This is a genomic window from Pseudomonas sp. CC6-YY-74 (assembly GCF_002025205.1).
GTDB lineage: Bacteria > Pseudomonadota > Gammaproteobacteria > Pseudomonadales > Pseudomonadaceae > Aquipseudomonas > Aquipseudomonas paeninsulae.
Map to the genome: position 1 here is coordinate 2284091 of NZ_CP019947.1, position 13863 is coordinate 2297953.

General features: G+C 63.7%; 10 protein-coding genes. 7 read left to right on the plus strand and 3 right to left on the minus strand.

The genetic code is table 11. The annotated features are described in order from the left end of the window. Positions 1–244 precede the first annotated feature (244 nt). Together B2D37_RS10450 and B2D37_RS10455 are read left to right on the plus strand one after the other, a co-directional pair. Positions 245–3727 carry a PAS domain-containing hybrid sensor histidine kinase/response regulator gene (locus B2D37_RS10450; RefSeq protein WP_079202620.1) on the plus strand — a complete coding sequence of 1161 codons (3483 nt, stop codon included), beginning with the start codon at positions 245–247 and terminating at the stop codon, positions 3725–3727. A 181-nt stretch (positions 3728–3908) separates the two neighbouring features. Beyond that, a complete protein-coding gene (locus B2D37_RS10455; RefSeq protein WP_079202621.1) occupies positions 3909–5165 on the plus strand; it encodes an MgtC/SapB family protein in 1257 nt (418 codons plus the stop codon). Positions 5166–5521: 356 nt separating this feature from the next. On the opposite strand, the gene rmuC is transcribed toward B2D37_RS10455, so the two are convergent. Continuing rightward, complete coding sequence (rmuC, locus tag B2D37_RS10460; protein ID WP_079202622.1) at positions 5522–7009, minus strand: DNA recombination protein RmuC; 1488 nt, start codon at positions 7007–7009, stop codon at positions 5522–5524. A gap of 69 nt (positions 7010–7078) precedes the next feature. Further along, positions 7079–7423, minus strand: a complete 345-nt coding sequence (locus B2D37_RS10465; protein WP_079202623.1) for a tetratricopeptide repeat protein — start codon at positions 7421–7423, stop codon at positions 7079–7081. Positions 7424–8273: 850 nt separating this feature from the next. Between B2D37_RS10465 and B2D37_RS10470 the strand changes: the two genes are divergently transcribed. From B2D37_RS10470 to B2D37_RS10485, 4 genes are all read left to right on the plus strand, one after another. Next, complete coding sequence (locus B2D37_RS10470; RefSeq protein WP_177345209.1) at positions 8274–10883, plus strand: YdbH domain-containing protein; 2610 nt, start codon at positions 8274–8276, stop codon at positions 10881–10883. Positions 10884–10898: 15 nt separating this feature from the next. Beyond that, a complete protein-coding gene (locus B2D37_RS10475) occupies positions 10899–11090 on the plus strand; it encodes a YnbE family lipoprotein (protein ID WP_079202625.1) in 192 nt (63 codons plus the stop codon). 11 nt (positions 11091–11101) lie between these two features. Then, positions 11102–11446 (plus strand): YdbL family protein, encoded by a 345-nt coding sequence (locus B2D37_RS10480; RefSeq protein WP_079202626.1) that lies wholly within the window; start codon positions 11102–11104, stop codon positions 11444–11446. 236 nt (positions 11447–11682) lie between these two features. Continuing rightward, on the plus strand, positions 11683–11892 hold the full coding sequence (locus B2D37_RS10485; protein WP_256573169.1) for a hypothetical protein: 210 nt from the start codon (positions 11683–11685) through the stop codon (positions 11890–11892). 230 nt (positions 11893–12122) lie between these two features. On the opposite strand, the gene B2D37_RS10490 is transcribed toward B2D37_RS10485, so the two are convergent. Then, complete coding sequence (locus B2D37_RS10490) at positions 12123–12986, minus strand: fumarylacetoacetate hydrolase family protein (protein WP_079202627.1); 864 nt, start codon at positions 12984–12986, stop codon at positions 12123–12125. A gap of 243 nt (positions 12987–13229) precedes the next feature. Here B2D37_RS10490 and B2D37_RS10495 point away from each other — a divergent pair, with 243 nt between their 5' ends. Beyond that, a complete protein-coding gene (locus tag B2D37_RS10495; RefSeq protein WP_079202628.1) occupies positions 13230–13784 on the plus strand; it encodes a UPF0149 family protein in 555 nt (184 codons plus the stop codon). The last annotated feature ends 79 nt before the right edge of the window (positions 13785–13863 follow it).

Sequence of the window (13863 nt, forward strand, 5' to 3'; positions counted from 1 at the left end):
TCCCTCCTCCGACTAGACGCAAGCGCGCCACGCTAACAGGGCAGACGCTCGGCCACAATTACCAAGCGCTAGCAGCCGAGTTGTTTTCGCCCCGGCCTGCGACCTTAGTCGCGCCTGACGGCACGGCACTTTACTGCGACACTGCTGAGGATTCATTTGAAGTATGGTCTCGTCTCGAAGGGGCTGTGGTCAGCACCTGAATTAAGACCGGGCAAGTCCCATATAGTTTGCTGTCGGAGTACCCATGTCTTTGTCCAGCGGGCTGATCGCTGCGGTCGCCTTGATCTATATGACCATTCTCTTCGCCATCGCCTTCTATGGCGACCGCCGCCGCGCGCCCTTGCCGCCGCGCATGCGCGCTTGGGTCTATAGCCTGTCGCTGGCGGTCTACTGCACCAGCTGGACCTTCTTCGGCGCGGTCGGCCAGGCTGCCGAGCAGCTCTGGTCATTCCTGCCGATCTACCTGGGGCCGATCATCATCATGCTGTTCGCCCCCTGGGTGCTGCAGAAGATGGTGATGATCAGCAAAGAGGAGAACATCACCTCCATCGCTGACTTCATCGCGGCGCGCTACGGTAAATCCCAGGCCCTGGCGATAGTCGTAGCCCTGATCTGCCTGGTGGGCGTGCTGCCCTATATCGCCCTGCAACTCAAGGGCATCGTGCTCGGGGTCAACCTGCTGATCGGCGCTGGCGCCGACTCCACCGGCACCCGCGCCCAGGACACCGCGCTGATCGTATCGCTGGTCCTGGCGCTGTTCACCATCCTGTTTGGCACGCGCAACCTGGACGTCACCGAGCATCACCGCGGCATGGTGCTGGCGATCGCCTTCGAATCGATTGTCAAACTGCTGGCCTTCCTCGCCGTCGGCGCGTTCGTCACCTACGGCCTCTATAACGGTTTCGGCGATCTGTTCGAGCAGGCCCGCAACACCCCCGCACTCGACGAATTCTGGGCCGAGGCGGTGAACTGGCCGGCGATGATGACGCTGACCGGCATGTCGATGATCGCCATCATCTGCCTGCCGCGACAATTCCACGTCACCGTGGTGGAAAACATCGAACCGCGGGACCTGCGCCTGGCCCGCTGGGTGTTCCCGGCCTACCTGGTGCTGGCCGCGCTGTTCGTCGTACCCATTGCCCTGGCCGGGCAGATGCTGCTGCCGGCCGGCGTGACGCCAGACTCTTTTGTTATCAGTCTGCCGCTGGCCCAGGCGCACCCGATCCTGGCCGTGCTGGCCTTCATTGGCGGCGCCTCGGCCGCCACCGGCATGGTCATCGTCGCCTCGGTGGCGCTGTCGACCATGATTTCCAACGACATGCTGCTGCCCTGGCTGTTGCACCGACAGAACACCGAGCGGCCGTTCGAGGCCTTCCGCCACTGGATGCTCACGGCGCGCCGGGTGAGCATCGTACTGATCCTGCTGCTGGCCTATGTCTGCTACCGCCTGCTCGGCTCCAACGCCAGCCTGGCGACCATTGGCCAAATCTCGTTCGCCGCCATCAGCCAGCTGGCCCCGGCGATGTTCGGCGCCCTGGTATGGAAGCAGGCCAACCGCCGCGGCGTATTTGCCGGGATGGCCCTCGGCGCGCTGATCTGGTTCTACACCCTGATCATGCCGCTGGTGGCGCGCAGCGCCGGCTGGTCGCTGGACAGCCTGCCCGGCCTGCAAGGCCTGCTCTACGCGCCGATCGGCTTCGCGGTCGACCCCCTGACCCGCGGCGTGGTGCTGTCGCTGGCCGGTAACTTCCTGCTGTTCGTCTGGGTGTCCTACTTCTCCCGCACGCGGGTTTCCGAACACTGGCAAGCCGGCCGCTTTATCGGTCACGACTTCGGTGTCAAACCGAGCAACCGCAGCTTGCTGGCGGTCCAGGTCAACGACTTGCTGATCCTTGCCAGCCGCTTCGTCGGTGCGGAGCGCGCACAACAGAGTTTTATCCGCTGTGCCCAGCGCCAGGGTCAGAGCTTCAACCCCAACCTGCCGGCCAACAGCGAGTGGATCGCCCACACCGAACGCCTGCTCGCCGGTGTGCTCGGCGCCTCCTCGACCCGGGCGGTGGTCAAGGCGGCCATCGAAGGACGCGAGATGCAGGTCGAGGATGTGGCGCGCATCGTCGACGAAGCCAGCGAGGTGCTGCAGTTCAACCGCGCCCTGCTGCAAGGGGCGATCGAGAACATCACCCAGGGCATCAGCGTGGTCGATCAATCGCTGCGTCTGGTGGCCTGGAACCATCGGTATGTCGAGCTGTTCGACTACCCGGACGGCCAAGTCTACGTCGGCCGGCCGATTGCCGAGCTAATCCGCTTCAACGCCCAACGCGGCCTGCTCGGCGCAGGTGACATCGATATCGAAGAGAGCGTTGCCAGGCGCCTGCACTGGATGCGCCAGGGCACCGCGCACAGTTACGAGCGCACCTTCCCCAACGGCCGGGCGATCGAACTGATCGGCAATCCGATGCCCGGCGGCGGCTTCGTCATGAGCTTCACCGACATCACCGAGTTCCGCGAGGCCGAGCGGGCGCTCAAGGACGCCAACGAAGGCCTGGAACAGCGGGTCGCCGCACGCACCCATGAACTGTCACAACTGAATCAGGCGCTGACCGAGGCCAAGAGCGTGGCCGAGGCGGCCAACCAGTCGAAAACCCGCTTCCTCGCCGCCGTCAGCCACGACCTGATGCAGCCGCTGAATGCCGCGCGGCTGTTCTCCGCAGCGCTCTCCCACCAGGAGGAAGCGCTGCCGCACGAGGCCAAGGAACTGGTGCGCCACCTGGACAGCTCGCTGCGTTCGGCGGAAGACCTGATCAGCGACCTGTTGGACATCTCGCGTCTGGAGAATGGCCGCATCACCCCGGACCGCAACGCCTTCGCCCTCAACAGCCTGTTCGATACCCTGGGCGCCGAGTTCAAGGTACTGGCCGCCGAATGCGGCGTCGACTTCCGCCTGCGCGGCAGCCGCCTGCGCGTGGACAGCGACAGCAAACTGCTGCGCCGGGTGCTGCAGAACTTTCTCACCAACGCCTTCCGCTACGCCAAGGGTCGCGTATTGCTGGGCGTGCGCCGCTCAGGCGGGCAACTGCGCCTGGAAGTCTGGGACCGCGGCCCGGGTATCCCGGAAGACAAGCGCAAGGTGATCTTCGAGGAATTCAAGCGTCTGGACAGCCACCAGACCCGCGCCGAAAAAGGCCTCGGCCTCGGCCTGGCAATTGCCGACGGCCTGTGCCGGGTGCTCGAGCACAGGCTGGAGGTGCGGTCCTGGCCGGGCAAGGGCAGCGTGTTCAGCGTCACCGTGCCGCTGGCCCGCACCCCGCTGGCCAAACCCAAGCCGGCCAGCGCCGAACTCAATGGCCAGCTGCTGACCGGCAGCCAGGTGCTGTGCATCGACAACGAGGACAGCATCCTCACCGGCATGCACAGCCTGCTGTCACGCTGGGGCTGCCAGGTATGGACCGCACGCAATCGCCTGGAATGCGAACACCTGCTCAACGAGGACGTCCGCCCGCACTTGGCCCTGGTCGACTACCACCTCGACGAAGGCGAAACCGGCACCGAGTTGATGGCCTGGCTGCGCACCCGCTTAGGCGAGCCGGTGCCTGGCGTGGTGATCAGCGCCGACGGCCGCCCCGAAGTGATCGCCGAAGTCCACGCCGCCGGCCTCGACTACCTGGCCAAGCCGGTCAAACCCGCAGCCTTGCGCGCCCTGCTCAGCCGCCACCTGACGTTGCGCTAGGCTGGCCGCGGGAACCGCTCGCGGCTGAAGCCCCTCCCACAAGATGCAACACGCTTTCCACGTGGGAGCGGCTTCAGCCGCGATTGCCAGTGGCCGCGACACTCATCCACTGACCTGGCGCAATGTCAGGCGGTGGCCCACAGCTAGACTGTCACCATCAAGCCCCGCTCAAGGACGCAGCATGCCCGAGGCGCTCGACACCCTACTGAATTTCGCCAGCGCGCTGGCGGCTGGCCTGCTGATCGGCGCCGAACGCGGCTGGCAGGAGCGCAACAGCGAGGACGGGCGGCTGGCTGCCGGTATCCGCACGTTTGCCTTGACCGGCTTGCTCGGTGGTTTCGCCATGCTGCTCGGCGAGCGCTTCGGCGTGGTCGCCTGGGCGGTCGTCTTCGTCGGTTTCGCCGCGCTGGTTCTCGCCTCGTACTTCGGCGACCTGCTGCAAAACGGCGACAAGGGCCTGACCAGCGAAGTGGCGATGCTGATCACCTTCATCCTCGGCAGCCTGGCAGTCGCCGGACATCCTCCGCTGGCCGCTGCCGGTGCCGTGGCGGTGGCACTGCTACTGAGCCTCAAACGCACCCTGCACGGCGCCCTACGCCGACTCAACGAGGCCGAGCTGTCGGGCGTGCTGAAGCTGCTGTTCATCTCCCTGGTGCTGCTGCCGGCCCTGCCCAACCAGGGCTACGGCCCCTGGCAGGCGTTCAACCCCTATGTCACCTGGTGGATGGTGGTGCTGATTGCCGGCCTCGGTTTTGCCGCCTATGTGGCGATTCGCCTGGTCGGCACCCGCCATGGCCTGCTGATCACCGCGCTGCTGGGCGGCATCGTCTCCTCCACCGCGATGACCGTCACCCTCGCCCGCCTGAGCCAGCAGCGCGGCCTGCACGCCATGCTGGCCTGCGGCCTGCTGGCAACCTCGGCCCTGATGTTTCCCCGCGTGCTACTGGAAGTCGGCCTGATCAATGCCCAATTGCTACCGCGCCTGCTCTGGCCATTGGGCGTGGCGGCCCTGGTCTATGCCGGGGGCGCGCTGGTCTATTTTCGCCTGGCCGACAGCCTGTCGGAGGAAAACGCCGAACCAGCCCTGAAGAACCCCTTCGAGCTGGGCTCGGCGCTGCGCTTCGCCGCGCTGCTGGTGCTGATCCTGTTTCTCGCGGAAGGCGCACGGCGCTGGCTTGGCGATGCTGGCGTGTACCTGGTGGCGCTGCTCTCCGGACTGGCCGACGTGGACCCCATCACCCTGACCCTGGCACGCAGCGCCAAAGCCGAGCTGGCTCCGCAGGTCGCGGTGCACGGCATCTTCCTCGCGGTCCTCAGTAACAGCCTGATCAAGGGCTTGCTGATCGCCCTGATCGGCGGCCGTGAGCTGGCCCTGCGGACCCTGCCGGTGATGGCCGCTGGCCTGCTGGCGGGTGCGACGGTGTTGCTGCTGGTTTAAGAGCGACCGGGTTCCGTAGGCACAGTGGGAACGCCTAGTCGCATGCCGACGACCCGTGGTACGGCAACAATCTTCGCGGCCATGGGCCGCTCTCATCAAACAAAAGATAACTCATTGTTTTATATATAAATTAAATATACAAAAAGCCCTGTAGGAGCGGGCCATGCCCGCGAAACCCATCGTGGGCATGGAACTGGGCGTCCCCCCCGCCCCTACAGGTACCCACAAGCCGACAGACACCATTGCCTCCAGTTTGCTGCGCGACAGCGCGGCGTCTGGACGACGGGTGATCGCCTACGCAACCTCGGTGTTTCGCACGCGCGCCTTGCGACAACCCTGCGAGGCGGCGCTGCACCCTACTCCGCCGCCTCATCCAACACCGCCACCCCAGCTGCCTGTTCGAGCAACTCGGCCGGCAGGCTCTTGCTCGCGCGGGCGCCGAGCAGTTTGAGGTTCTCCACCCGACTGATGATATTGCCGCGCCCGTCGCAGAGCTTGTTGCGCGCCGCGGCATAGGCCTTGTCCAGCTGCTGCAGGCGCGTACCGACTTCGTCTAGGTCCTGGATGAACGCAACGAACTTGTCGTACATCGCCCCGGCGCGTTCGGCGATCTCGCGCGCGTTCTGGCCTTGCCGCTCCTGGCGCCAGAGGCTGTCGATCACCCGCAGGGTCGCCAGCAGGGTAGTCGGACTGACAATCACGATGTTCTGCTCGAAGGCCTCCTGGAACAGGCCGGTGTCGGCCTGCAGCGCCGCGGCGAAGGCGGCCTCGATCGGCACGAACAACAGCACGAAATCCAGACTGTGCAGTCCTTCCAGGCGTTGGTAATCCTTCAGCGACAAGCCTTTCAGATGACCACGCAACGACAGCACATGCTGTTTCAGGGCTTGCTGCCGGGTTGGCTCGTCTTCGCCAGCGACATATTGCTGATAGGCCGTCAGGCTGACCTTGGCATCCACCACCACCTGCCTGTCGCCGGGTAACTGGATCAGCACATCGGGCTGGAAACGCTGGCCGTCGGCGCTCTTCAGGCTGACCTGGGTCTGGTATTCACGGCCCTTCTCCAGCCCGGCATGTTCCAGTACCCGCTCGAGCACCAGCTCGCCCCAGTTGCCCTGGGTCTTCTGCCCTTGCAGGGCGCGGGTCAGATTGGTCGCTTCATCGCCCAGTCGCTGATTGAGCTGCTGCAGACGTTCAAGTTCCTTGCCCAGCGAGAAGCGCTCGCGGGCTTCCTGCTGGTAGCTCTCCTCGACGCGTTTTTCGAAGGACTGGATGCGTTCCTTGAGCGGATCGAGCAACTGGCCGAGCTGCTGCTGGCTGGTCTCGGCGAAGCGCTGCTCGCGCTCATCGAAGATCTTCCCGGCCAACTCGGCGAACTGCGCACGCAGCTCATCGCGCGAGCCTTGCAGGTCGTCCAGGCGCTGCTGGTGGCTACCCTGCTGCTCGCGCAACTCGGCACTCAAGGCCGCGCGCTCGGCGCCCAGGCGACGCAGTTCGGCTTCCTGTTGTTCACGCTGCTGTTGCCAGGCCAGAGCGGCCTCGCGGGCGACCTGCCGCTCGTGCTGCAGCAGTTCGGTCTCGCGCCGCTTGGCCGCCAACTCGGCTTGCTGGTCGGCCTTGATCTCGCTGATCTCGGCGAGTTCCTGGCGACATTCATCGAGCTGTGCGCCCAGGCCAGCCTGAGCCAATTGCGCGCTGCTTAGGCGCTCCTGCAAGAGGCTGGATTCGAGTTGCGCACTGGCCGCACGCCGTTGCAGCGACCAGGCCAGGGCCAGCAACGGCAGGCCTGCAGCGGCCAAGCCGAGCAGCAGCGCAGGTAGCTGGAAAGGTAAATCAATTGGCATAAGCGGCTCCGCGCAAGATTACCGGGCAGTATACCCAGCCCGGCCCCACGCAGAACGCTCAGACGGGGATCAGAGGCCGAGCAGTTGCTTGGCTTCAGTCGAGCCCTGTGCGGCTGCCAGTTCCAGCCAGTGCCGCGCCTGCAACGGTTCATTGCGACGCGGCTGGCTGTACAGCCGGCCCAGCTCCAGCTGGGCCTGGCGATCGCCGGAACGTGCGGCCTGGCGCAGCAATTCGAAGCCGATACGCCGATCGCGGGTATTGCCACAGTCGCGGCAGAGCAATTGCCCCAGCCGGCTCTGGGCCAGCACCACACCCTGACGCGCCGGCTGCTTGAGCAACTGGCCGGCGAAGCGTTTAACGCTTGGCGCATGACCGAAGCGCGGGCTGTCCAGCAGCCAGAGCGCAACGCGCATCGGCAAGCGAGGACTGACAGGGGATGTTGCAGCGGATAAACGAGGTAATACGCGTGACATAAGAAGCAGCTGTAGCGGGAAAGGCGGGCACTTTACTCCTTTTTTCGCCGAGGTAAAGCCCCGATAAACCCACTCGAGAGCGGGCTAAAGCAAAGGCTTGCGACAATCCACAAAAGCTGTGGATAACTCAGTGGATAACATGGGAGAAAGACGCCTGATCGCCTATGCTATGGGGCCTGAGGTCAAACTGATGATTTTTTCACCAGCACAAAAAATTCATATTTTTCATTGACTTAAAAAAATCTTATAAAGAATCAAGGATTTACATCAATCACAAATTCAGCCTTGACAAGGCGCAGCGCAATTGTGCAAAAGTTTTTCTGCCGGACTGCCTGAGCGCCCTGTTTAGGCGCATTTTCCGGCCAAGACGCACGCCTCAAGCGGTCTTCCACTACAAGCAACGCCACTTCCTAGGACGCCAATCACCCAGAGTCTTCACACCGGGAAAATATTGACCGCCACTGCCCCGCTATAACCACGTCTGACAGCAACTATTTAGCTATTTACCACGTATTTTCATGCATACAGCAGCTAAAAACCGGGTATCGCCGGCAATAGGGTCACCCCATGCACAATGGCCTGCCCCGCCTCGCCCTGGCGCGATAACGCTGGCCTGCCCATCGAACCGCGACTGATAGTCGCGGAGCACCACCCACCACAATAGCCATGGGCCGCAGCATGGCCGATGGCGAGCACGCCAGTTTTCAACGATCCGCCAGCGCTTGATTGGCAGCCCCAGGCTCATGGGTTAACGTCCAGGCAGCACCCTTACCACAATGGAAATGTACTCATGATCAGCCGGCGTTCCGGGCTGCGAATCATCAGCGTGCTCACGTTGCTGATGCTGCTTGGCGGTTACAGCTACTTCAGTTGGCTGCGCCTGCTCGAGCGTCACGCGATTCACCAACTCGACTGGCAGGGAGCACGCCTGTCGCTAACCGGCATCGGCCTGGCTCGCCTCGACCTGGAGCAGCGCGGCAGTGCCGGCAGCACTCAACTCACTGCGCAAGATCTGCACCTGGGCTGGCAGCAATTCAGCCTGACGCCGCCCTTCTGGCAGCATGTTCGCCTCGAGCGTCTCGCCGTTGCCTGGCAACCCGCCGCACAGAATAACCAGCCGGAGCCCAGCGCTACTGCGCCCGATCTGCAGCAACTGGCCGCAGCGCTGGCCTGGCTGCCACTCAGCCTGCGCATCGAGCAGCTCACTGCCGAACTGCCCTGCCCCGGCGGGCGCTGCACGCTGCAAGGCGACCTGCAACTGAACCAGACGCAAGATACCCCGCGGACCCTGGAACTGCGGCTCAACCTGCAACACCGCGAGCAACAGCTGGCATGGCGTGCACAACTGCAGGGCGACGCTCAGGCGGCGGACCTGCAACTGACCCTGGCAGTCGACGGACAACGCCAACTGAGCCTGCACAGCAACCTGCGCAGCAGCCCTGCCGGACCGCTCTGGAGCGGCCAGCTGAGTGCCCCCGACCTCAGCCAGGCCGTAGCCTTGCAAGACTGGCTCAGCGAGTGGACCCTCGCCCCCGACGCCCGACTGCCCAGCGCCCCGAGCGCGGCGCAACTCTCGGCGACCTGGCAACTACAGCTGGCCTCCGGCGTCCTGAGCCTGGAGCAACTGCGCAGCGCCAGTGGCCAAGTCGACGCCAGCGCCACCCTGCCGCAGCCCTGGCCAATCCCGGGGGCGGGCCAGGTGCAAGGCCGCTTCGGCATCGCCGCCCGCGGCGTCGCGGGCCAATGGTTCGCCGAACACCTGGAGGCTGATCTGCAGCTCAGTCGTTTGCCGGCGCAGTGGCTGAGCGAGCTGCCGCCAGCCCTGCGCCCCGACTCGCTGCATCTGCGCATTCAACCCACCAGCCCACTTGCCGAGCTACCCGGCAACCTGGCCGAGCGCTCGCTGCCACTGGCGATCAGCCTGACCAGTAGCGGCCCCAGCCAACTCGACCTGCAGGCCACGCTGGCCCTGGCCAACGCACCGCCCTGGGCCGCGCAACTGGGCAAGGCGCAGCTCAAGGTCAGCAGCCCAGGCCTGGCTGTCGCCGGCTGGAAACTGCGCGACCTGCAAGCCAAGCTGAACTTCACCGGTTACCTGGACAGTCAACAACTGCGCCTCGACCTGAGCAAAGGCTCACAACTCGAACTGGGCCAACTGAGCGTTGCGCAGCTGCGCCTGCTGCAGGTCAGTGCCACCAGCCAGGACTTGCAGCTGCAAGCGCAGCACCAGGCCGGCACCGTGCAGGCGTGGCACCTGCACGGCCCCGCCACACTGGCAAGCCAACGTCTCGAGCACGCGACCCTCAAGCCGCAGGGCTGGCGCTGGCAAGGCACGCTAGCGGCCAGCCAGCAACAGCTCGACCTCAGCGGCCAGTTATCGGCAGATGCCGATCTGCAGCTGGCCGTGCAACTGCAACACAACAGCAGTAAGGGCCTGCAACTGCAGGCGCAGCTGACTGAAGTATTTCTGCGTGCCGGCAATCCGCTGGCGAAAACCCTGGCTGATTGGCCGGCGCTGCTCGACCTCAACAACGGCCGCCTGAGCGGCAACGCCAGCCTCAGCCTCGCCCCGGGCCGCGACTCGCCCGACATTCAGCTCGGGCTCAACGGCAAAGGCCTGGCCGGCATCTATGACCGTAGCGAACTCAGCGGCCTGGATGCGCGTCTGCAACTGCGCCTCGATCAGCGCCAGCTCCATCTCGATCTGACCAAGCTGCGCCTGGAGCAAGTCGACCCAGGCATGCCCATCGGCCCGGCGCTACTCCGCGGCACCTACACGGCAGCACGCGCGCAACCGAGCCAGGGTCTGCTCAAATTGCAACAGGCCCAGGCCTCGGTAATGGGCGGCATGCTCCGGCTCGATCCTGGTCAGTGGGACCTGCAGCAGAGCAAGCAGGTGTTCCCCCTGCACCTGCAAGGCCTCGACCTCAACCAGTTCTTCACCCTCTACCCGGCCGAGGGCCTGGCGGGCAGCGGCCTCATCGACGGCCAACTGCCGCTGAGCATCGGCCCCGCCGGCATCGAGATCGAACAGGGACATCTGCTCGCGCGCGCGCCAGGCGGGCGCCTGGAGTTTCATTCGGCGCGCATCAGGGCATTGGGGCGCAGCAACCCGGCCATGCAACTGGTCACGCAATCTTTGGAAAATTTTCACTTCACGACCCTGAGTAGCCAGGTCAACTATGATCGCGATGGCAAGTTGCTCTTGGCCCTGCGCCTGGAGGGGCGCAACCCGGAAATTGAACTGGGCCGTCCGATCCACTTCAACATCAATCTGGAGGAAGATATCCCGACCCTATTGGCCAGTTTGCAATTGACCGATAAGGTAAACGAGATCATCAAGCAACGGGTGCAGCAGCGTATGCTGGAGCGCAATGCAGCATCCCCGAAGGAGCCTTAATCAAGGAGAAGCGCCATGCGCTTGCGTAGTTGTTTCGCCGCCCTGCTGATGGGCCTGCTGAGCGTAGCCTGTACCCCGACGGTGCAGCTGGCGATGCCCAACGAGCCGATCAATATCAACCTCAACGTGAAGATCGAGCACGAAATCTACATCAAGGTGGATAAGGCGCTGGACGGCATGTTCAGCGAGTCCAGCGGACTGTTCTAAGGAGCCACACCATGAGCCTGTCAAAACGAATCGTAAGCCTGCTCCTACTGCTCAGCCTGAGCCTGCCGGTATTGGCCCTGAACCTCAACCAAGCCATGTCCGCCCTCGGCGGCGCCAAGACCAGCGGCCAACTCGGCGAAATGCCCAACGGCTACCTCGGCGTGGTCAAGCCCGGTCCTGAGGTCGATGAAATCGCCCGCCTGATCAACCTGGCTCGGCGCGCCGAATACCAGAAACTGGCGACCCAGAACGGTATCCAGCTCAGCGACGTGGAAGCCATCGCCGGACAAAAAGCCATCGACAAAACCCCACCCGGCCAGTACATCCAATGGCAAGGCCAGTGGCGGCGCAAGTAGACCGACGGCCAAGCGCCACGCCGCACAACCAAAACCCCTGAGGCCAACGCCTCAGGGGTTTTTCACTTTGGCGGGATCTGTGCCGTCGTGCTCACTCCGCCTGTCACCGGGGCACGCCGTCAAACCCCGGGATCACGGGTCAACGGCGGGATGGTTCGATAGCGCACAGACCCCCGGCCTTATCGAGAACAGACTCTGAAGAAACCGGAGCAGCACCAGCTGCAGCAGGACAGGCAATGAACGGCATGACCGAATCGGCCCAAGTACAGCGTATCAATGCACAGTGCAGCCGCCCCGAGCGCTACCTGCACAAGCCCAGCGGCGTACGCTACTCGGCCGCCGATGACACGGGCGACGGCTACGAGCTCGCCCCCATCTACGGCCAGTCGAAACACGCCACCACACAGGACCTGGCCAATACCGAGATCTGGGAGCGGCTTGCATAAGCAGCCCAGCGTCCACTCATAGGGGCAATTGAGCCGCGGCGCACTAGCATCCGGGCCATGGCCGCCACCCGACACCAGTCGTCATTACGCACACAGGCCTGGTCTAGCAGCTCGCCGGCCACCGGCTGCTACGCAAAAAAAGGGAGGCATTTAGCGAGCTGAATGGCCCCCTTTTTTGCATAGCGCAACGTCAGCAGCGGTCGCAATACACGGGAGGTTTTTACAGCCTCTCAGGCCTCGGCGACCACGGTGTTCTCGATATGACCGAGACCGTCGATCTCGATCCGCACCACATCACCCACGGCGAGGAAGCGCTTGGGCGTGAAGCCAACGCCGACGCCGGCCGGCGTGCCGGTAGCAAGGATATCGCCAGGCTCCAGGGTCATCACCGTCGACAGGTAGGCGATCTGTTCCCAGATGTTGTAGATCATGTCGCCGGTACTGGTTTCCTGACGTTTTTCGCCATTCACATAAGCCCGCATCATCAGCGCATGAGGGTCCGGCACCTCATCGGCGGTAACCAGCCACGGGCCAATCGGGCCGTGGCTGTCGAAGGACTTGCCGAGGGTGAACGTCGGGCTGCGCATCTGCCAGTCACGCACGCTGACGTCGTTGCAGACCAGATAACCGGCAACCACCGATGGCGCATCTTCCACCGACACATGCCGGCAGCGCTTGCCAATGACCACGCCCAACTCGGCCTCGTAATCGAGCTTGGTCGAGACCTTGGGCATGTCGATCGGGTCATAGGGACCGTTGAGGCAGGAGACCTGCTTGTTGAACCACAGCTGCGACTTGGGAATAGGCACACCGTTACGCTCGGCCTCGGCGGCGTGGGCGCGATAGTTCATGCCGATAGCCAGGTACTTCTGCGGATCGGTCACCGCCGCCAGCAGGTGTACCTGATCCAGCGCCAGGCTGTCACTGTCCGGCTGCAGCGCGGCTACCCGCGCCAATGCCTCGGGGCCGGCCGCCAGCAGACGCGCCATGCTAGCGGGCAGGTCAGGCAATGCCGCCGCCAGGGCAATTACCCGATCACCGACAACCTTGCCCAGCCCGACCGTTTCGCCCACTTGGAAAGTTACTAATCTCATCACACCACCCTTGAATTCATGCCCGCTGTGCAGCGGTACTCAGTAGCCCCGGAAAACTGGGCCAATGCTCTTCCTGCTCCAGTCGAGCGACCAGTTGCCGGGCTATTCTCGCCGAGAACGGCAGCTACGGCACAGATAGCGCTTGGCGCGGCTGGATAAAAAAGTCCGGGAGCGCCATCATCCACGCCTTTTTGAAGCGCACCTCAACGCGTTGCGGCGCCCGATAAACGAAGGAACATCCCTATGCAAAACCAACATCTCGGTTCCACCGACTTCGAGTTCATCGAAGACACCCTGCTGAAATACGGCGACGATCACTCCGTACTCAACGCCTCCGAGCTCGATGGTTACTTCACTGCCTTGGTCTCCGGCCCCGTACAGGTGGATATCGCCGAGTGGTTCCCGGCCATCTGGGGCGGGCAAAATCCAGATTGGGAGAACCCAGATGAGTGCAAAAAGCTCATAGAACTGAGCGTGCGCCACATGAACACACTGGCCACCCAGCTGACCCTGAATGCGCAGGCGTTCAAGCCACGGTTCGAACAGACCGAGCACTTTGGCCGGACACTTACCCTGGCTGAAGAGTGGTGCTTCGGTTACCTGCGTGGTGTCGCCGTGGGCAACTGGCCCGAGTTGTCTGCGCCCCTGGCAGCGAAGCTGCAAGCGCTTACTTTCTGCGCCGAGCAAGACAACTTCGAGCTCCCGGCGGATCTGGATGTGGAGCAACATCGCCAGCGCGTGGAAGCGATCGAGCAGACTGCACATGCCTTGCATGACTACTGGCTGGCTCAGCGCTAAGGGCTGCTTGGACTTGGTTTTTTACAACAATGGATTTTACGATTCGGGTCGATAGCAGTCTTTGTGAACGGCATCTATC